Origin of the sequence: Clostridium sp. AF29-8BH (genome assembly GCF_003478145.1) — a bacterium.
Taxonomy (GTDB): domain Bacteria; phylum Bacillota; class Clostridia; order Lachnospirales; family Lachnospiraceae; genus Otoolea; species Otoolea fessa.
On record NZ_QUEL01000017.1, the window covers coordinates 13,852 to 32,603 of the forward strand.

Here is an 18,752-nt window from a genome sequence, read left to right on the forward strand (position 1 = left end):
TTTCTCGCATGAAAACATCCGGCAGATTGATGTTCGATACCGGATGTCTCTTTTTATTATAATAATTGAATGAAAAAATAGCAATCTTTTTATCGAAGTTATCCAAAAAAACGTTGTTAAAAAGTAATTATTCACGGGTAGGCACTTTTGGAACCGAAAATGCCGCTCAGATACCACCACGGCGGCAGCAGCTTTCGCATACCCGCGGCTCCCGGCAAAAAGAGCGAAGCGTCAAAAAAGATCGGGCAGAGCAGGAGGCTCGCAAGGATAAACACCGGAATCAGCGCCGCCAGAAATCCCGGCTTCCGGCAGACTGCCAGGCATCCAAAGGCATACATGGTCACGAAGAAGAGATAAAAAAGCAGCTTTCCCGCCTCTAAAAGCGGCTCTGCCCCATTTCCCGACGCCAGAAGCGCCGCATAGGCCGAAATGGATGCTAAAAATACAAACGCCGCGATCTCCGCCGTCTGCAGAAGCCACCGCTCCCGGCTCCGGACCGCCGTATAAAGCCCGCGCTCCGCATCCTCGCCCGCCATGACAGTTGCCGCCAGCCCCATGATAAAAAGGAAAACCGCCGTCAGCCCGCGCACCGGAAAGACCACCTTCATCGCCCCTGTCTGCAGTGCCGTTCCTCCCTGTAAGGTCTGATAATCAAAGGTAAAGGTGCTTCCGTTGCTGCGGTATTTTTCATAGAGTTCCATCAGCACGCCGCACGCCTTTTCCCGCGCCTCCGTCGTCTGGCAGCGCGCCATCACCGTCTGGAATGCCGCTCCATTTTTCCCATAGTCCGCCAGCAGTTCCCGCCCGTACACCTCGAACAGTTCAGAAAATATCTTTTCTGATATAATTTTCTCTGCCACTGTGGATGGCGACACCAGCACGCGGACCGCACGGGTATAACGCCCCTCGTCCAGCCGTTCCTTTAATCTCTCTGGAAACAGGTAGGCGCACTCCGCCCGTCCGGTCATAACCGCCTCCTTTGCCTCTTCCTCCGTCCCGCACGGATAAAAGAAAAATGAACGGCTCTCTTCCGATTCCAGTCTTTCTGCAAGCGCCTGATTCCACGCATCCGTTCCCGGGCAGAGCGCCACCGCGATCCGCCCGGAATCCCGTTTTTCCACCTGATGGAGCGCGCCCATTCCCAATGGAAAGATCAGAAGAAACAGGAGGAACACCGGGCGGTAAAGAGCCCGCCGCAGCGTCATTCCAAACATACAGAACCACCACGCCAGCTTCCGCATCCGTCAATCCCTCCTTTTTCCGGCGGCAAGCGCCAGTGCAAAGCATGCCAATGCCGCCGCAGCCAGTTTCCACAGCACCGGAACCGTCCCTGTCTCCTCGCCCGAAGCGATAAAGCGGATTCCATCTATCCAGAGCGCCGTCACCGTCATATTTCCGACTTTCTGAACCAGTTCCGGCAGAAAGACGGACGGGATGATGCCGCCCGCCAGAAAGAGAAATACCACATTGACCGCAAACAACGTCAAAATCGCCGCTGCCGAACTTCTGCACACCTCATAAAACAGCAGAATCCACGCCGAAACTGCCGCGCAGGTCAGCCCCCACGCCGCCAGTTCTTCCCGCCCCGCCAGCGCATATCCCTTCTGCACCGCCCAGCCATAGCCGCCCGCCGTGACTGCCATCAGAAGAAGCGTCATGCACAAGCATTTGCAAAAAAGCGGATACCACCGCCGGATCCCGATGCGCCGAAGCCCCTGTTCCAGCGCCTCCGTCTGGGGAGCCAGAAACGGTGCTGCCGGGATTCCGGTGAGAATCATCAGAAATACAATCCCCGAAATTCCATAAAAGACCGCCGTCGATACATTCCCTGCAGCGCTGACCGTTTTCTTCCGGAAAAGTGCCTCGCGGTTCATCGCATATTTTAAAAAGATACGGTTCAAATCCTGTTCAGACACCGAAATCTGTTCCGGCACTCCCTGGATATTTAAACATTCATTTGCCGCGTAGATCGCCGCCTGCGAAGTGCCAAGCATCGAACTGCCCGACTCTGCCAGCTCCCGGAAAACGGCGCCTTCCAGCCCGCTCTCATCCGGAAACCAGATCGTGGCGGGCTGGTTCGTTCCGTCCAAAATGCCGCGCGCCATGCCGGACGGCACCTCGAAAACCGCCTGAAGCTCCCCGCTTTTCATCTTTTGGAACGCTTCATCGTGTTCCAGATATGAAAAGTCGCAGAGACTTTCCACGCTGTCCAGCGAGGCAATCATTTTGGTTATCTTTTCCGAAAGCGCATCGTCCTCCGGAAGCACCACGCCCACCTCAATTTTCTTTAATGAAGTTTCCCCATATAAAACCTTAGATGCCGAAAACGCCGCCATGCCGACGAGCAGCACCATCACCGCCAGCCCTGCCAGAAAATACGGCAGCTGGCGGAGCAGGCGCTTTCCGGTCAGCAGCAGATATATCATATATGTTCGCATTTTCCGCCGCCTATGACATGACTTTCAGGAGAATTGCGAACAGGTTGCCTGTTATCTCCGTTGTGACCTGGTTATAATCCTCCTCGGAGGAAGCCAGCACATCAAATGGAACGCCGTCCGGCTGCGCGATCTCATCCTCCAGCGGGTTGACATAATAGGAACCGGCAAATTCAACATAAGAACTGCTTCCATTTAACAATGTAGTTTCCAGACGCAGGGAATCCATATCGATATGGACGCTCTCGCCCTTTGAAAGGTCGCTGACCGCGCCATTCGCCGTGAGCGACGCCTGAGACGCACCGTTACTCTGCAAATCCAGCTTTACCTCATAGCTGCCGTCCGCGATCTGATAATCGCCATCCAGGATAAACTGGTATTTCTCTTCGTCATCTTCCAGGGTCGCAATTACCTGACCACTCCAGCTCTTTCCAGCCTCGTAAGCGCCTGTTTTATCCAGGGAAACCGTGATAATCTGACCGTCCGAATCCTCAATATTTAACGCCCCATTCACATTCGACAGCATGTTGTAACCGCCGCCAAAGGAAACATCGCCGTAAAAACGGACATTTTCTTCCTCAACCGTTGCATCCGTCTCATAGGAAAATCCAGCCATTTTGCCATCTTTTCTCACATAGACATCCATCGTCACATCCCCGATGGTATTTTCCATTCCCTCTACCAGATTGTCCAGCACCGCTTCCGCCTGCGCCCAGAGTTCCTTCTGCTGTTCCTCCGGATCCACGCTCTCTCCGTCCCCGTCCGCTGCATAGATGCTGCTTGCGTCGCCTGCCAGTTCCAGATAGCGCACCACATCCTGTTTGAGTGTCTCATCATTCAGGAAAAATTCTCTCGTCGTCTTTGCAAAGCGAATCAGCGCATCCTTCGGCAAAGTCACATGGTAACCGCGGCAGTTCTCGCTCTGTCCGTCGATCGTAAACTCTTTTTTGTCATTCTTAGTGACGGTCATAGCCGTTTTGAGGTCATCAATCGCCTTACTTCCCTCTTTGTAGCGGTTCCAGAGTGCTTTCAGATCCATCATCGGCTCCTCGTCCGAAAGCGCCGCCTTGTACTGTCCCAGATAATTTGCCAGCCCCTCAATATCAATCCCCTGCTCTTCGAGCTTCTGCGCCGCATACGGAGAATTAATGAGCTGTCCTTCCAGATCATTGACATAGTCAAGGGTAAACATGCGGCTGGAAAGTGCCGGAATCGCCGCCATGATCTGTGTATCATCCATGTAAAGCTGTGCGTCCGCCAATTCTCCGCCGCCATACTGCAAGGAAAGATTTAGCAGCTGCCGTCCGCTGTCCACATCGCGCTTCACATCCAGACCGATGCCCGCACCGCTCATCTGGTTCAGGGATTCATCGGAAATACCTGTCATGCTTAATTCCATCCCCGTCTGCGCGGATCCCTTCTGTAAAAGTTTTTCCAGCTCTTTCGTCCCAAAGATCTCCTCAGACGGATTTAACTGCCCTTCCGCCGTGATGCTCTTGAACGCATCGATCACTGTGTCCTTCGGGTCTGCCTGATGGCTGAGCATCACACCGCCGCCGACCACGGCCACCGCTGCGGCTGCTCCGGCTGAAATGAGCCATTTCTTCCTGCCAGAACCATTTCCGCCCGTTCTGCCACCGTCACTGCCGCCTGCAGCATTTCCACCGATTCCGCCGCCAGCACCAGCGGAGCCGCCTGCACCGGTTCCATCCGCTGTGTCAGATGCGGCCGTAAGCGCCTGTGCCGCTGCCTCTGCCGGGTTTAGCGGGGTTGAATTGCTTGACATGTTTGCATTGTTTGTATTGTTTGTGTTGTTTCCCTCTTCCATCTTGTACCTCCTCCTGTTTTCTCACTCCTAAAACGTTACTGTTCACGCATACGTGCCCAGTAACCTTAAAACCTCTGTATCAGCTCCCGCGCCGAAAGCCCTGCCTCCGTTGGAACCAGCACACCGTCCTTTAATACATAAAGGGTTGTACACGCCCCTATCTCTCCCATCTCATGGGACGTTAAAAGAACTGTCCCCCCTGCTTTCACATAGCTCCTGATATAAGTCAGGATCTGCTCCTTTGCCTCCAGGTCAAGCGCTGCCCCCGGTTCATCGAGAATCAGGATATCCGCGCGCCCGGAGAGTGCCGCCGCGATGCTCAGCCTCTTTTTCTCTCCGCCGGAAAGCCGTCCCGCCTGCGTTTTCAAGAATCGGTCCACGCCCAGCACACGACCGACGCCGCATTCCAGATCCCGCTCCATCTCCCGCCGTTTCCCCCGGAACCAGAGACGGTAATTATCAAATGCCGTCAGCTCCGGGATCAATGGATTTTCCTGAGGCACATAGGCGATTTTTTCTTCTAATAGACGATGTCTTCCAAGCGCCTCCTGCCCGTCAATCCGAATACTCCCCCGATTCGGCTTGCGGATCCCCGCGAGGATCGAGAGCAGCGTCGTCTTGCCGCATCCATTTCCGCCGACAATCCCGATGCATTCCCCTGGATTTGCCCGAAAAGAGACATCTTTTAGGATCGTCCTTCCGCGGTACCGTTTTTCTATCCCTGTTACCTCTAACATATTTTTCCTCTTTGTAAAGTAAAAAGGAACACCGCAAAGCAGAAGCGAACCGCTTCTCTGCCTTGCAGCATTCCTTACTTTATCTGGTCTGCGCCGCAGTGATGCAGGCACATTGATTTTATGATGGATGATTGCAGCACATCGTGTGCATTTGCAATCTATTTATTATTTATTTTCAGCCAGATCGCCTGGTTTCATGCTCAGGTTGATACGACCCATCTTATCGACCTCGATTACCTTTACAGTAACTTCATCGCCGATGTTGACAACATCCTCTACCTTCGCTACGCGCTTGTCCGAAAGCTTGGAAATATGAACCATACCATCTTTGTTCGGAGCCAGCTCTACGAATGCACCAAAATTCATGATACGGACAACGGTACCTGTCAGAATCTGACCCGGCTCGATGTCGGTCACGATGCCCTTGATGATGGAAACTGCCTTGTCGATCATTGCCTGATCGGTGCCGCATACAGATACGCTTCCGTCATCCTCGATATCGATCTTAACGCCGGTCTGCTCGATGATCTTGTTGATTACCTTGCCCTGTTTGCCGACTACATCGCCGATCTTCTGCGGATCGATGGAGATCTGAACGATCTTCGGAGCATACTGGCTGACGGTCTTTCTCGGCTCGGAGATAACCGGCGCCATAACTTCATCCAGAATGTAGAGTCTTGCCTCTCTCGTCTTAGCGATTGCCTCCTCGATGATCGGGCGGGTCAGACCGTGGATCTTGATATCCATCTGGATGGAAGTAATACCCTTGTGAGTACCGCCTACCTTGAAGTCCATATCACCGAAGAAGTCTTCCAGACCTTGGATATCGGTCAGAACGATGTAATCATCATCGGTGTCGCCTGTTACCAGACCGCAGGAAATACCAGCTACCGGAGCTTTGATCGGTACACCTGCTGCCATCAGGGACAGAGTGGATGCACAGATACTTGCCTGGGAGGTAGAACCATTGGATTCCATCGTCTCAGATACGGTACGGATTGCATACGGGAACTCTTCCGCAGTCGGAAGTACCGGCACAAGCGCACGCTCCGCCAACGCACCATGACCGATCTCACGGCGTCCCGGTCCTCTGGACGGTTTGGTTTCGCCTACGGAGTAGGACGGGAAGTTGTAATGGTGCATATATCTCTTGGATGTCTCATTCTCATCCAGTCCGTCGATCTTCTGTGCCTCAGACAGCGGAGCCAGTGTACAGATATTTAAAATCTGTGTCTGTCCACGGGTGAACATACCGGAACCGTGTACACGCGGCAGAATGTCGATCTCTGCTGCCAGCGGACGGATCTCGGTGATACCGCGGCCATCCGGACGCTTGTGATCTTTGAGGATCATCTTACGGACAGTCTTCTTCTGGTACTGATATACAGCCTCACCCAGAACAGCCAGCCACTCCTCGTTATCAGCGAATGCCTCTTCCAGGCGCTCGGTGATTGCGCGGATATTCTCTTCTCTCTTCTGTTTCTCGTCTGTAAATACAGCCTCTTCCATCTCTTCCTGCGGAACCAGCTCACGAATCGCTGCAAACAGCTCTTCCGGAACTGCACAGCTCTCGTAGGAATGTTTCGGCTTGCCGCACTCTGCTACGATGGTGTCGATGAATTTGATGATCTCCTGGTTTACTTCGTGTGCCTTGAAGATCGCGTCGATCATGATGTTCTCCGGAACTTCCTTTGCGCCAGCCTCGATCATGATAACCTTCTCGCGGGTGGAAGCAACGGTCAGAGCCATATCAGATACTTTCTTCTGTGCGTTAGTCGGGTTTACGATAAACTCGCCGTCGATCATGCCGATCTGGGTGGTCGCACACGGACCATCAAACGGGATATCGGAAATGCAGGTTGCGATTGCAGAACCTAACATTGCGGTATACTCCGGGCTGCAGTCCTGGTCAACGGATAATACGAGGTTATTTAAGGTAACATCGTTGCGGTAATCCTTCGGGAACAGCGGACGCATCGGACGGTCGATAACACGTGCAGTCAGAACTGCGTTCTCAGATGCCTTTCCCTCTCTCTTGTTAAATCCGCCCGGAATCTTTCCGACCGAATACATCTTCTCCTCAAACTCAACGCTTAACGGGAAGAAATCAATACCGTCACGCGGCTTGTCAGAAGCTGTCGCGGTTGATAATACGGTTGTATCTCCATAATGCATAAATGCAGCACCATTTGCCTGAGCTGCTACACGGCCAACATCCACTGTTAAAGTTCTGCCAGCCAGTTCCATCGAAAAACTCTTGTACATCTCATATCTCCTTTCATCTTGTTTTGCAGAAGAACCTTCACATTCTCATACGCCGCTTTCGGTTCCAAAAGTGCCTTTCTGTGAAAAGTAATACCGAAACTACTGCTCTGCCCGCAAATATGTTTTTCCGCTTTACGGGTACAGCAGCGGTCTCGGACTTTTCTTCTACATAAACAACTAGGGTGGATTGCTCCACCCTATACGTTTTAATCTTAATTACTTTCTGATGCCTAACTTCTCGATCAGTGCACGGTATCCTTCCAGATCGGATTTCTTTAAGTAATCCAGAAGACCACGTCTCTGTCCTACCATCTTCAGAAGTCCGCGGCGGGAATGATGATCCTTCTGATTGGATTTTAAATGCTCTGTAAGCTCAGCGATTCTAGCGGTCAGAATTGCGATCTGAACCTCCGGTGAACCTGTATCGCCTGCTTTTCTTCCGTACTGTTCGATAATAGCTGCTTTCTTTTCCTTTGAAATCATTGTGATTTCCTCCTTAAAATTATTCTTACCGTATGCTAAGTTTATGTCGGAGTCGTCAAAAAACTGAGCACCGGCGGACTCATACGTATTTAGTATAACACAATATGTTTTCGGTGTAAATCATTTTATGCAGGTTTTTTCTCGATTTTATTCCCGTTTCTTCCTATGCTCCTGGTCCCACTGCAATATTTCCACCATTATCCCCCGAGGACCTCCCGGTCCTGCCTGGTCGGTGCCGCAGTCTCCGGCGCTTTCGTCTCCGCCTGCGTCGGCGCTGTGGTCGGTGCCGGACCCGGTGCCTGTGTTTCTGCCGGTGCTGGCGCCTGCGTCTCTGCCGGAGCTGGTGTTTCTGCTGGCGCCGTGGTCTCTGCCGGCTTCGTCTCCGCCGGTTTTGCCGTACCGCTCGTCGTACTCTTCTCCGTACCAGGCAGATTGTAGCAGATCACCGGAGTTCCTGCCGAAATATTGTCAAAGATCGTCTTTGCAACACTCGGCGGCAGGTTGATACAGCCGTGGGAACCGCCCGTCTTGTAAATCGTACCGCCAAAACTGCTTCTCCACTTCGCATCATGCATACCGATACCATTATTGAACGGCATCCAGTAATTAACCGGCGTCCGATAATTCTCACCCTTCAGGACCGCATTTTTCTGCTTATATGCCAGCGGATACGAGCCTGCCGGGGTTCCCCAGCCTTTCGCCAGGTTTCCAGATACGAAATCCGACTCTACCACCAGCTTTCCTTCTTTATAGAAGAAAAGGTGCTGTCCGGTCAGGTTGATCTCCACGTAAGTATCGCCGTAGTCATTTGCCCCATGGCTCGCCGCCTTCTGGGAATACTCCGGCTCACGCGTCGTACTCTCGCCGGAGGCAATTATCGCTGCCAGCGCTTCCGTCTCTGCCGCCTGGTTGATCTTCCAGCCATACGTTCCGCCGCTTACCTGAATCGTGGAACCATACGATGTTTTCAATGTTTTCGCTTTGTTTGAAGTATTGTGTGCTTTCGCCATCTCAGACACGTACTCCGACACCTTGGAGGAATCTACCGAAACACTTCCGTCTGCATTGGCAATCAGCCACGCATGAATCTGATCTCCATTTAAGGTCTCCGTCGAATCGCCAAACTGGTATGTCACGCTCATTTTCGCGTATTTATTCATCTTATCCAGCTGTTCTGCCAGAGATGCATCGTCTTTCAATACCGTCGGCTTCTTATAGACATCTGCTTCCTCCAGCGATAAATGATCCTGCAGATTCTCGATCGCACCCGTTACCGCCTGTGTCAGCTTCTCCGCCTCGACTGCCGTTCCTTCCTGTTCGGGCTCAATCGAATATCCCTGTCCGGACACATACTCTGAAATCTTTGCATTGACCGGTTCTACCGCTTTCTCCGGGTCTAAACACGATAAATTCCGGATCTGGCTTTCCAGCGCCGCATCGTCATACGCCACCATCGTTCCGATCGTATATTCTTCCTGTTTCATATGCCACAGCCATGCGAACGGGTTCTGCGCCGCTACCATCTTTTCCAGGCTTCCGTCAAACTCCGCATGCAGCTTGATATCGGTTCCGGCGATGGTTTCTGTCTGATTATTTCTCTCATCGATCGTCAGTGTATAACCATTCACACCTTCCGCAATCAGTTCCTGCACCTCTGCCGCTGTCTTTCCGGACGCGTCAACACCGTTGATCTGCGTATTCGGAAAGAAACGGGTCTTATATTTCTGGGACATTCCCACATAGACGCCTCCGGCTGCCACGAGCAGAATGCCCGCCGTACAGGCAACGATCCACGCCGCCTTTTTACCGTTTTTTCTATGCTCAGCTTTCAGAGCTGCCTTTTCCGGGGTGGCTTCCGTCCAGGATGCCGTCTTTCCGGAATCCTGTCCCCGCTGCGGCGCCGCATGGGCTGCCTCCCGCCCTGTACCCGCGCTCTGATTTCCACGGGCACGGCTGCGCTTTCGACTGGCTGTCTCCTCCGGCTCTTTCTCCGGCAGGCGTTCCGGCTCTTCCCACCGGTTCTGATCCTGACGCTCTGACTGGTGTATGTTTTCCATGTCCAGCTCTGCTTCCCTCAGGATCCGTTCTTCCATATCCCGGTCGAAATAATCATCATCCAAATAGCCCTCATCCGGCTCATCCAGATAATCTTCATCTTCCAGCATAATCTCCCGGCTGTTCATCGCCGTATTTCGTCTCACCGGCTCCCGCCCATCTTCGCGGCTGCCGGAACGTGAATTTTTATTCAAATTCCCGTTTCTATCTGTCATCTTCCTATTCTCCCTTTAAAAATCCAATACGGGTTCCTATTCCCGGAAGGACCTGCCATTCAAGTAATGGTTTTATCATTTGGCATATTTTTCTGACAAAAATCCATGCTATCTGTGTTGCTGGTCCTCCATCGTCCTATTGTATATAAGTTTTAAACGGAAGTCAACTTACAAAACTCTGTCATTTTCTGGTATATTCTGTTACGTTTCTGTTCACGGGTAGGCACTTTTGGAGCCGAAAGTGCCGTAAGAAAACGTGGTGGCAGCAGGAATTTGCCGTATTTAAATGCGAAGCCACGGCAAATTCCGTTACTGGGCACGTATGCGTGAACAGTAACTATATTCTGTTACAGAACGCGTAATGGGACGTAATTTTCTATGAAACAGAAACAAAGAGCTGCCGCGCCGCATTTTTATGTCAGCCCGACAGCTCTTTTCTATTTTTGTCCTGTCCGTATTCTATTTCTCCAGCTTTCCGAACAGTCCTTTCTTCTTATGTTTCTCGCCCTCCGGTGCAATTCCGTTCATGGCATCGTCAAACTTGCGAAGCGCTTCCTTCTGTGCCTCGGTCATGCGCTCCGGAACCTGTACCACCAGCGTCACGAAATGGTCGCCGCGCACGTTGCGGTTACGCAAAGACGGAACACCTTTTCCTTTCAGACGGACTCTCGTATCTGTCTGGGTTCCCGGTTTGACCTCATACTCTACCTCGCCGTCCACCGTCTTGATGCGGATCGGACCACCGAGTGCTGCTTTCACGAAGGAGATCGGCACGGTTGAGTAGATCGTTGTATCCTGACGCTTGAAGATCGGGTGCTGGGATACCACTACTTCTACCAGCAGATCTCCGCGCGGACCGCCGTTGGTACCTGGTTCGCCGTTGCCGCGGTCACGCAGCATCTGACCGTTGTCGATACCTGCCGGGATCGTCACTTTGATCTTCTTTCTCTTCGCTACATAGCCGGTTCCGTAGCAATCCGGGCATTTATCCTTGATGATCTTTCCGGTTCCGTTACAATCCGGACAGGTCTGTACATTCTGAATCTGACCAAAGAACGACTGCTGCGTGTACATGATCTTGCCTTTACCGTTACATTTCGGACAGGTCTGCGGCTGGGTTCCCGGTTTTGCACCCGTTCCATGACATTTCTCACAGGTTTCCTTTAAGTTTAACTCCAGCTCTTTCTCACAGCCGAAGATCGCTTCTTCAAAAGTAATCCGCACACTGGTACGCACATCCGCGCCGCGCATCGGTCCGTTGCTTCTGCCGCCGCGGCTGCGTCCGCCGCCAAAAATATCTCCGAAGATATCTCCGAAAATGTCTCCCATATCGCCGCCGTTGAAATCAAAACCACCGAATCCGCCAGCGCCGCCTGCACCGCCGTCAAAAGCCGCATGGCCGAACTGATCATACTGACGTCTCTTCTCCGGATCACTCAGTACGCTGTAGGCCTCCGATGCCTCCTTAAATTTATCGGCTGCCGCCTGATCGCCCGGATTTGCATCCGGATGATACTTTTTGGCCAGGGTTCTGTATGCTTTTTTGAGTGTCGCATCGTCCGCATCCTTCGTGACGCCTAAGACCTCATAGTAATCTCTCTTACTCTCTGCCATTTCAGCTCTTCCTTCCCAAAATCCGCCGGTGCATTTGACCGCATCCGGCAGAGTTTCTATCGTATCTATTTATCTTCCCAAAACGTAACTGTTCAGTACCTTCACAGTCACGCGCAAAAATCCATTAAAAATTGCCTACGGCAATGGGATTTTTGCCTGCTGGCCCATGTTTTCGTACGGTCAGCGCAGTAAATGCGCAGACCTACTGAACAGTTACCCCACAACCTACAAATGGGGGTCTGCCGCAGATTCCTGCGACAGCCCCTCACTGCGTTTTTCTATTGATACCCCGATGCCCCGGATTGCTCCGCACTGCGTGCTCCCGCAATCCTCAAAAACATTCGTAATCCGCTCATTTTTCTTTGAAAAATGGCTGCCTATTATATTATACCTCTTTAAAGTCTCCGTCAACTACATTATCGTCATGCGGTGCACTTCCTGCATCAGCTGCACCCTGAGCTCCGCCCTGTGCTCCTGCTGCGCCAGCTGCCTGTGCCTGCTCGTAAACCTTGCTGAAGAGTGCCTGTGCGCTGTTCATCAGTTTTTCCTTGCCAGCCTTGATTTCATCAATCTGTGCATCGGTCATCTGGTCGATCGGAGCTTTGTTGATAGCTTCTTTCAGTGCATTTAAGTCAGCTTCTACGGCTGCTTTATCGTTTGCATCGATCTTATCGCCTACATCCTGCAGAGCCTTCTCGGTCTGGAATACCATGGAGTCAGCTTCATTTCTTGCATCGATGCCCTCTTTTCTCTTCTTATCCTGTGCCTCGTACTCAGCTGCCTCTTTGACTGCCTTATCGATATCGGAATCGGACATATTGGAACCAGAGGTAATCGTGATGTGCTGCTCTTTACCTGTACCAAGGTCTTTTGCAGATACATTTACGATACCGTTTGCATCAATATCGAAGGTAACCTCAATCTGCGGAACACCTCTTCTTGCCGGAAGAATGCCATCCAGACGGAAGGTTCCCAGTGTCTTGTTGTCCTTTGCGAACTGTCTCTCGCCCTGTACAACGTGGATATCAACAGCGGTCTGGTTATCAGCTGCGGTAGAGAAGATCTGGCTCTTCTTGGTCGGGATTGTGGTATTTCTCTCAATCAGTCTGGTTGCTACACCACCCATAGTCTCGATGGACAGGGACAGCGGAGTTACATCCAGAAGAAGGATATCACCGGCACCAGCATCGCCAGCCAGCTTACCACCCTGGATAGCTGCACCGATTGCTACGCACTCATCCGGGTTTAAGGATTTGCTCGGCTCTTTACCAGTCAGACGTTTTACTTCTTCCTGTGCTGCCAGCATACGTGTGGAACCACCTACCAGAAGTACTTTGCTTAACTCAGAAGCAGTGATACCAGCATCTTTCAGTGCGTTCTGTACCGGAATTGCGGTTCTCTCGATTAAGTCTCTAGTCAGCTCATCAAATTTAGCTCTGGTCAGGTTCATATCCAGATGCTTCGGTCCCTCGCTGGTTGCAGTGATGAACGGAAGGTTGATATTGGTTGTAGTTGCGGAAGAAAGCTCTTTTTTCGCTTTCTCAGCTGCTTCTTTCAGTCTCTGAAGCGCCATCTTATCAGCGGAAAGGTCTACACCCTCTGCTTTCTTGAACTCGTCGATCATCCACTGGGTAATACGGTTATCGAAATCATCGCCGCCCAGATGTGTATCGCCGTTGGTTGCCAGAACCTCGATAACGCCGTCACCGATCTCGATGATGGAAACATCGAATGTACCGCCACCTAAGTCATATACCATGATCTTCTGCTCTTTCTCATTATCAAGGCCATACGCAAGCGCTGCTGCCGTCGGCTCGTTGATAATTCTCTTTACATCCAGACCAGCGATCTTACCTGCATCCTTGGTTGCCTGACGCTGTGCGTCGTTGAAGTAAGCCGGAACAGTAATAACTGCCTCGTTTACCTTCTCGCCCAAGTAGCTCTCTGCATCTGCTTTCAGCTTCTGAAGAATCATCGCTGAAATCTCCTGCGGCGTATATTTCTTGTCATCAATGGTTACTTTGTAGTCGCTGCCCATGTGTCTCTTGATAGAAGAAATGGTCTTCTCAGCGTTGGTAACTGCCTGACGCTTTGCCGGCTCGCCGACCAGTCTCTCGCCTGTCTTTGTAAATGCCACAACGGACGGTGTGGTACGGATACCTTCTGTATTTGCGATAACAACCGGTTTACCACCTTCCATAACGGCTACACAACTGTTTGTTGTACCTAAGTCAATACCGATAATCTTGCTCATAGTTATTTCCTCCTGAAATTATCTTTTTCTGGCAGTTCTCTTTCTCCTCATAGGAGCTAAATTCTGCCGCCTGTCTGTCTATATTATATCAAATCAACCACCAGCACCGAATTCTGGGTGCCAGCTGTCTACGTGTTACCTATTTTAATTTGCCACTTTTACCATGCTATGGCGAACCACGCTGTCGCGGTATACATAGCCTTTCTGGAACTCCTCGGCTACCACATTCTCACCCAGGTTTTCATCCTCAATATGCATCACTGCATTGTGGAAGTTCGGATCAAATGGCTGACCAACCGCTTCGATTGGCTTTACACCTGCATCGCCCAGTGTTTTTACGAGCTGCTTGTAAACCTTATCCATGCCCTCGGCGAAAGCACTTTTTTCTTCGCCCTCCGGGATGGTCGCCAGACCACGCTCGAAATTGTCCACCACCGGGAGAATCTTCTCGATGATGTCCTTTGCGCCAATCTCATACATTGCTGATTTTTCTTTCTCCGTTCGTTTCCGGAAATTGTCAAATTCAGCCATCGTGCGCTTCAGGCGATCCGTCAGCTCCTCGATCTGCTCATCTTTCTTATCCTTCTTCTTGGAGAAAAATCCTTTTTTCTCTTTTTCTCCCTCCGGCGCTTGTGCGTCTTCCGAAGAAGCTTCCTTTTCCTTCACTGCCTCAGCTTCTGCCTGGGTTTCTGTTTCTTTTACCTGCTCCTCATTTGCTGCCTCGGCTGCTTTGGAATCTATCTCTGTCTTTGCCATGTCTCTCACCTCTTTATTTTGCACATCCGTGCTACTCGGTATCTTTATGATTGAATGTCTGATCGAGCTGGCTCTTTAATGAGCGCAGGGTCGATACAACTTTGTCATAATCCATTCGTTTCGGTCCAACGATTCCTATCGTTCCCCGAAGTCCGTCCCCCAATTCATAATTGGCAGTAACGATACTGCAGTCCTTCATCGACTGCACCTGTGTCTCACTTCCGATGTAGACCTGAATCTCATTTTTCTTATCGCTGTCCGCATCGTCCTCGGTAAGAATCTCTCTCCAGAGGTCTTTCTGCTCCAGTGTCCCGATGAGCTGGCTGGCTTTCGCGCCATCGCTCAGTTCTGGATATTTGAAAATGTTCGTCGTACCTTCGGTGTAAATCTGTAAATCTTCCTCGCCGGAACGAATCGCCTCGGCCACCTCGCTTAGTACCACATCCACGATGTGGCTGCGCTCACCTGCCTGCCCTTTCATCCGGGTAATGACATCCAGATTAATCTGCTCCATCGTCAATCCGTTGAGACCGCTATTTAAAAGAATATTCAGATTCAGGATGTCCTCATCGGTCAGTTCCGCATCAAGTGTCACAATCGAGTTCTTGATAATGTTGCCTTCTAAAACAGTGACAATCAGGAGTTTCCCGGTTTCCACTCTGGAAAGCTGTATAAACTTGATCTTCGTCTGGTGATACTGCGGTCCGCTGATCAGCGTCGCATAATTCGTATTGCTCGCCAAAAGCTTTGCCATCTGCTTCAACAGAAGCTCCACCCGATCTACTCTCTGGATGACCATATCACGCACCTGCGTGACCTCCGTCTCCTTCTCATGAATCAACTGATCCACATAGAAACGATATCCTTTATCTGAAGGAATCCGGCCTGCCGATGTGTGCGGCTGAATGATATATCCCAGTTCTTCCAGATCCGACATCTCATTTCGAATCGTCGCCGAACTGAGTTTCAAATCGGAATACTTGGAGATCGTTCTGGAACCAACCGGCTCTCCGGTCTCCAGATAGTTCTGGATAATCGCTTTCAAAATCTTTTCTTTTCTCTCATCCAGTTCCATCCAATCTCTCCTTCCGTGCATCCGCTTCCGCCGGTCTCTTAAACCCGCTCTGGAAGTTTTCTGTTAGCACTCAATCTATCAGAGTGCTAATATCTACAGTTCATACTATATTACTTGCGCAAGTATTTGTCAATGATTTTTTTCGGTTTTTAAAAAAATTTTTTCTTCTTTTTTCGAATAAAATTTTCCATTCTGCATACCCTGTTTTTAGGCACGCTGATTTTCACACTTTCTATAAGTAGAAACTCACTCACCCGCTTTCCTGTTTGCGTTCGAACAAATTTTCGGCTTGTCGAACCTCCGACCGCTCCCAGAGCCCTATTTCCGGCTCTCCGGCTTGACATTTAACATTTTTGTAATATAATAGTAACAAATTATAACATTTGTAAACGCATTGCAATATTTGTGAGATACACAATCGTTGCGGTGAGACAAATGAATCTAAATTGAAATGAGAGGTTTTTATTTGATGAATATGATGAACACCATGCGGCGCGGACTTGCCACAACGGCAATGAGCCTGGTCTGTCTCATGGCAGGCACCATGAATACACTGGCAGCCACAGATGCCGGAACCGAGCTTGTCTCCCAAATAGATGCGGCAGCCGGTGAAGAAACAAACGGCACTTCCACCGAAGCAGCCCAGACACCATCTGGTCCGGCTTCCGATCCGGAGCTGATTAGAAAGCAGACAAACGCTGCTGCGGAAGAAGCAGCTGACACGAACTCTTCCGAGGCAGAAGTCGCTGCATTTTCAAATGAGTCTGCACAGGCAGAGGCAGAGAACGCTGACGAAGCTGCAATGACTGAAAATACTGACACAAATGCTGCTGCCGAGGCACAGGAAGCAGAGGCACCTGCTGAAATCTACGCCGGACGTTTTACGACAACTGCTTACTGCAGCTGCCGCAGATGCTGCCGTGGTGGAAAGAACCGCACTAAATCCGGCACCATTCCGCAGGCAGGACATACCATTTCCGCCGACTTGCGCGTATTCCCGCTCGGAACTAAACTCCGCATCAACGGCGTTGTCTATACCGTCGAAGACAGCGGCAGCGGCATCCGCGGAAACAAGCTGGACATCTTCTTCAATTCCCACAGTCAGGCACTGCAGTATGGAAAGAGAAGCGCCGATGTCTATATTGTCCGATAATTACATTAATTTTAAGCAAAAAAGGGTCTTGCAGATAGAAAATCTTTTACCTGCAAGACCCTTTTTTTATAATTCTTATTTGTAACTGTTCAGTACCTTCACAGTCACGCGCAAAAATCCATTAAAAATTGCCTACGGCAATGGGATTTTTGCCTGCTAGCCCATGTTTTCGTACGGTCAGCGCAGTAAATGCACAGACCTACTGAACAGTTACCCTTATTTTACTTAATCCGTCAGCGCCTTATGATATTTCGTTTTCCGGTAAATTTTCCAAATAATGATACCCGGAATGCTCACGGTACATACGACGGTACTCACGCCTCCGATCACTCCATATATTCCAAATAAGATGGCTGCGATGATGTTCATACTTAATTCCTCCTGACTCATTCATTTTTCAATGCAAGCTCACTATGCTTTGTTCCCCATTTTATTCTTTTTATCCAAAATGAAAAGAGTTTCGGCGCATCCTTAGCAGGACTTTAATCATCCTTTCGCTTTCTTACGTTATTCATAATAATTTCGAAATATAAGTTAAAAGCGTGAAAATATTGATTTTAAAGGGTTTTTTCAATTTTTTAAAACTTTTTTCAATTTTTTTTAAAAAAACGCTTGCATTTTTTGGGAAGGCGTGATAGTATATAGGAGTCGCTGATGAGCACCGCTTCAAAAGCGAGAAAATCATATCGAGGCGTGGCTCAGTTTGGTAGAGCGCTGCGTTCGGGACGCAGAGGTCGCGTGTTCGAATCACGTCGCCTCGATTGAACAAAATTAAATATGGCCTGTTGGTCAAGCGGTCAAGACGACGCCCTCTCACGGCGTAAACCCGGGTTCGATTCCCGGACAGGTCATTGGAAAGAGATTCGAGATTCGAGTCTCTTTTTTATTTTCTTCATTCTTGACCTTTCACCAAATCATGTAAACTATAACTGATTTTTGCCGATGCTCCGCATTCCAGATCGGCAAAATACGCTTTTCTACAGTATCGAACAGGATTTTCAGTCCAGAAAATTCCTGCCTGCAAATAGTAACTCTCCTTTTTTCTTCTTCATATACTGCAATATAGCCAATATGAAAAGAGGTATCTTTTTATGGAAACATACAACTACGATGCAGCAGCAGTGCCTGAGGGGGATGCTGACATGACTCCGGCGGCGGCACCGGAGACGGATGCGGCAGCAGCTGGAACCAGTGATACGGCACAGTCTGGATTTAGTTCTCAGCCTCCTGTTATCTTAACATATCCGGACAGCTCATCCAATGATCTTCAGGTATCTCCGGGCTTTGGACCATACGGAGATGTGATGCCCAGCCTGCCGTCCAATAATCATGGCAGCCCGAACACCGGTGGCTGCATAAACTGCGGCGGTTCCAACTGGAAGCCATCTCCAAATGGCGCACTCTGGACCTGGGGCATTCTCTCGCCGTTCTTTTCCACCTCGTCGGAGATCGCGCACCTGCGTTTCTACAATGCCGCCTCCATCCGCGAACCGATCGATATCTACCTGAACGGACGTCTGGTCGTATCTGATCTGGATTACATGAATTATACGCGCTACATGCACATCATCCCCGGCATCTACCAGCTGACCGTCTACCGCCGAACCAATCCGGGCTTCGCCATCGTCAACACAAATATCCGGCTTCGCAGCGGTTACAGCTACACGCTGGCGGTTCTGGGTACTTTTAATGATTTTTCGGTGCAGATGCTCAACGCCTGATCGCTTTTATTTGAGAAAAGCTTCTTCACGCGAGTGCACATCCCGCGGAGCGTTTTTTCATAGGACGTAATTTCCTATGAAAAAAGAGACCGCCACGTTCACGCGTGCGGTCTCTCTTCCGTGTCCTCTGCAATTATAAATTTATGATGAGAATATAACTG

General features: G+C 50.3%; 15 protein-coding genes and 2 tRNA genes. 4 read left to right on the forward strand and 13 right to left on the reverse strand.

Annotated features, from left to right (window positions below):
• Positions 1-131 precede the first annotated feature (131 nt).
• The 11 genes from DWZ16_RS10475 to hrcA form a co-directional block, all read right to left on the reverse strand.
• The gene (locus DWZ16_RS10475; protein WP_118522747.1) at positions 132-1,241 is read right to left on the reverse strand and encodes a hypothetical protein; all 1,110 of its coding nucleotides are present in this window, start codon (positions 1,239-1,241) and stop codon (positions 132-134) included.
• A 3-nt stretch (positions 1,242-1,244) separates the two neighbouring features.
• Positions 1,245-2,438 carry an ABC transporter permease gene (locus DWZ16_RS10480; RefSeq protein WP_118522748.1) on the reverse strand — a complete coding sequence of 398 codons (1,194 nt, stop codon included), beginning with the start codon at positions 2,436-2,438 and terminating at the stop codon, positions 1,245-1,247.
• Positions 2,439-2,448: 10 nt separating this feature from the next.
• Positions 2,449-4,263, reverse strand: a complete 1,815-nt coding sequence (locus tag DWZ16_RS10485; protein ID WP_118522749.1) for a zinc ribbon domain-containing protein — start codon at positions 4,261-4,263, stop codon at positions 2,449-2,451.
• Between the two features lie 65 nt (positions 4,264-4,328).
• On the reverse strand, positions 4,329-5,000 hold the full coding sequence (locus tag DWZ16_RS10490; RefSeq protein ID WP_118492299.1) for an ABC transporter ATP-binding protein: 672 nt from the start codon (positions 4,998-5,000) through the stop codon (positions 4,329-4,331).
• 165 nt (positions 5,001-5,165) lie between these two features.
• Positions 5,166-7,265, reverse strand: coding sequence for a polyribonucleotide nucleotidyltransferase (locus DWZ16_RS10495; RefSeq protein WP_107001095.1), 2,100 nt, complete (start codon positions 7,263-7,265; stop codon positions 5,166-5,168).
• Positions 7,266-7,481: 216 nt separating this feature from the next.
• The gene (gene rpsO / locus DWZ16_RS10500) at positions 7,482-7,748 is read right to left on the reverse strand and encodes a 30S ribosomal protein S15 (RefSeq protein WP_022358577.1); all 267 of its coding nucleotides are present in this window, start codon (positions 7,746-7,748) and stop codon (positions 7,482-7,484) included.
• Between the two features lie 197 nt (positions 7,749-7,945).
• Positions 7,946-10,018, reverse strand: a complete 2,073-nt coding sequence (locus DWZ16_RS10505) for a L,D-transpeptidase family protein (RefSeq protein WP_118522750.1) — start codon at positions 10,016-10,018, stop codon at positions 7,946-7,948.
• Between the two features lie 459 nt (positions 10,019-10,477).
• Complete coding sequence (gene dnaJ / locus DWZ16_RS10510; protein WP_118522751.1) at positions 10,478-11,632, reverse strand: molecular chaperone DnaJ; 1,155 nt, start codon at positions 11,630-11,632, stop codon at positions 10,478-10,480.
• Between the two features lie 385 nt (positions 11,633-12,017).
• Positions 12,018-13,886: a molecular chaperone DnaK gene (gene dnaK, locus DWZ16_RS10515; RefSeq protein ID WP_022359496.1), complete on the reverse strand. Its 1,869-nt coding sequence runs from the start codon at positions 13,884-13,886 to the stop codon at positions 12,018-12,020.
• A 144-nt stretch (positions 13,887-14,030) separates the two neighbouring features.
• Entirely contained in the window at positions 14,031-14,642 is a 612-nt protein-coding gene (grpE, locus tag DWZ16_RS10520) for a nucleotide exchange factor GrpE (protein WP_118471934.1), read from the reverse strand.
• 31 nt (positions 14,643-14,673) lie between these two features.
• Positions 14,674-15,717 carry a heat-inducible transcriptional repressor HrcA gene (gene hrcA, locus DWZ16_RS10525; protein ID WP_118471932.1) on the reverse strand — a complete coding sequence of 348 codons (1,044 nt, stop codon included), beginning with the start codon at positions 15,715-15,717 and terminating at the stop codon, positions 14,674-14,676.
• Between the two features lie 469 nt (positions 15,718-16,186).
• Between hrcA and DWZ16_RS10530 the strand changes: the two genes are divergently transcribed.
• Entirely contained in the window at positions 16,187-16,870 is a 684-nt protein-coding gene (locus DWZ16_RS10530; RefSeq protein ID WP_182427335.1) for a 3D domain-containing protein, read from the forward strand.
• A gap of 225 nt (positions 16,871-17,095) precedes the next feature.
• On the opposite strand, the gene DWZ16_RS15495 is transcribed toward DWZ16_RS10530, so the two are convergent.
• Positions 17,096-17,239, reverse strand: a complete 144-nt coding sequence (locus tag DWZ16_RS15495; protein WP_022358601.1) for a hypothetical protein — start codon at positions 17,237-17,239, stop codon at positions 17,096-17,098.
• Between the two features lie 318 nt (positions 17,240-17,557).
• Here DWZ16_RS15495 and DWZ16_RS10535 point away from each other — a divergent pair.
• Both DWZ16_RS10535 and DWZ16_RS10540 read left to right on the forward strand, forming a co-directional pair.
• Positions 17,558-17,631 (forward strand) — tRNA-Pro (locus DWZ16_RS10535).
• Positions 17,632-17,649: 18 nt separating this feature from the next.
• Positions 17,650-17,721, forward strand: a tRNA-Glu gene (locus tag DWZ16_RS10540).
• Between the two features lie 41 nt (positions 17,722-17,762).
• On the opposite strand, the gene DWZ16_RS16890 is transcribed toward DWZ16_RS10540, so the two are convergent.
• A complete protein-coding gene (locus DWZ16_RS16890; protein ID WP_412694332.1) occupies positions 17,763-17,894 on the reverse strand; it encodes a hypothetical protein in 132 nt (43 codons plus the stop codon).
• Between the two features lie 67 nt (positions 17,895-17,961).
• Between DWZ16_RS16890 and DWZ16_RS10545 the strand changes: the two genes are divergently transcribed.
• Positions 17,962-18,591, forward strand: a complete 630-nt coding sequence (locus DWZ16_RS10545) for a DUF4397 domain-containing protein (RefSeq protein WP_118522752.1) — start codon at positions 17,962-17,964, stop codon at positions 18,589-18,591.
• The last annotated feature ends 161 nt before the right edge of the window (positions 18,592-18,752 follow it).